Source organism: Prevotella sp. AM42-24 (assembly GCF_003461825.1).
Classification (GTDB): Bacteria; Bacteroidota; Bacteroidia; order Bacteroidales; family Bacteroidaceae; genus Prevotella; species Prevotella hominis.
This window is the reverse complement of record NZ_QTXV01000144.1, coordinates 268-1985: the sequence shown is the minus strand read 5'-3', so window position 1 is coordinate 1985 and position 1718 is coordinate 268. Positions and strand designations below refer to the sequence as shown.

The following is a 1718-nucleotide window of genomic DNA, read 5'->3' as shown; positions in this document are numbered from 1 at the left end:
ACTCTATTTGCAAAGAGTGGAGCATATTCTTATGATTTGGAAGTTGGAGGTCATGTAAAAGATAGTTACACAGGCGAATACATTGCAGGACAATTCACAACTCCAGCAGGAAGCACTGTCATTAATAATAATCAGTATCTGTCTTCTCGTGAATTATCTTTTTGGGAGAAAATGTCAGCATCTGATAATTTCTTCGTCCAATTAGCCTATGGTACTTTGAATGATTGGTATGTTTGTTTCCAAGCTTTTGACTTTGGATTGTTAGAAAGGGAAGAATGGAAAAATCCTTTTACAGGTGCTAATTTTGGCAATTTGGATGGAACGCCAAATTACAACCAAATAGATGCTATTCCTGGGGTAATTTCAGATTTCATACCATTCTCGAAAGCCGAAAAAGGGTTAAGTGTCCTAAAAAAAATGAATGCTGCACAGTTTTCCAAAACATTTAAGGGGACATTAAGTAGGCTTAAACCATCCACACGAGGAACTATAAATAGAGGAATTAATTCCGGAATTGATGAAATTAATAGTACTGTCGGTTCGGGAGAGGTCATGTTTGATGCTATAGACTTTTTGAAACCAGAAGATAAAGAATAAAAGTATGAAAGAATTATTGTTGAGAAATCTTTTGATACTATATCTTGGCGTTTCTTTGAGATTTTTGTTTTATAAAATAATCAAAAGGCGTGATGTGGATTTTCAGAGATTATTACATGGCATAAAATGTCCTAAGAATAAAAATGATGAAATTTTCAATTATAAAAATGATTTCACGAATCGATTATATGCTATCATATTTATAATTTCAATCGTAATCATAATAGGTCTCATACAAAAATATAAAAACTAAAAGCAATCAAATTGTTATTTTAGTGTAGACTTCAAAAATCGGGTAGGAGGTAAATGCTAATTATAAAAGGCATTTGCCTCCTATTTTCACATTTACCGACCTCCCACACCACCGTATGCGGAACCGCACTTTTCCTGTTCGTTCTGCTTTTCTTTGAATATCCGTGCCAACAAATAGGTGCCATAAGCATTTAACGTGAGTTTTGTTTCTACATTTGATGGTAATACACCGCAATATGTTCCTGCAATGGAATCCAAGTCAACACTGTTTTCTAAGACTGCCGTATATTCTTCGACTTTAACAGGATCAATATCGGCATCATTTTGTTTCGTTTCACATAAGATATAAGATGCAACAAGTGAGATAACCAAAACTGCTATAATTATCAATTTCCTCTTCATAGCTACCATAAAAGAAAAAGTGTCCGCAATGTCAAGCAAGTGGCATCACGGACACGAATGAACAGTTGAGAGTTAATGAAAAGTCAGTATTCTGCTATGTTGCTGATGCATGGACAAGTTCTTGCACTATCAAACACGATACGGAGACCGTTCGTCTTTACTTTATCGAAGCGAAGGATGCGCTTGTAGCCGATGGTCGTTGTCTATTATTTCTTATTAATTTTCTTTTTAATTTCATTCGCCTCTTTAAATAGGCTATTAGCCATGCTATCTTTAATTGCTGCCATCTGTATCATTTCGTTATGGTAGCGAATTGAGTCCTCATAAATATTTACACGAGTTCTCACATTCTCAATAACTTCTTTATTAGGGCATACAGAGAAGTTCTTTTCGATGTATCGAACATTTGGGTCGTCAGATGGAAGAACCATCTTCAATGCCCTATATTTCAAGTCTGCCTCCTCCCA

2 protein-coding genes and 1 pseudogene are annotated in these 1718 nt (G+C 35.2%); 1 reads left to right on the top strand and 2 read right to left on the bottom strand.

The window, feature by feature from the left end; translation table 11 throughout:
- On the top strand, window positions 1–597 hold a 597-nt coding region (locus tag DW917_RS17445; RefSeq protein WP_158570249.1), incomplete at its 5' end, for a hypothetical protein.
- 345 nt (window positions 598–942) lie between these two features.
- Here the strand turns inward: DW917_RS17445 and DW917_RS16710 are convergent.
- Both DW917_RS16710 and DW917_RS17960 read right to left on the bottom strand, forming a co-directional pair.
- Window positions 943–1251, bottom strand: coding sequence for a hypothetical protein (locus DW917_RS16710; protein WP_233524816.1), 309 nt, complete (start codon window positions 1249–1251; stop codon window positions 943–945).
- A gap of 206 nt (window positions 1252–1457) precedes the next feature.
- Window positions 1458–1718, bottom strand: a pseudogene (locus tag DW917_RS17960) (hypothetical protein); the annotation flags it as partial.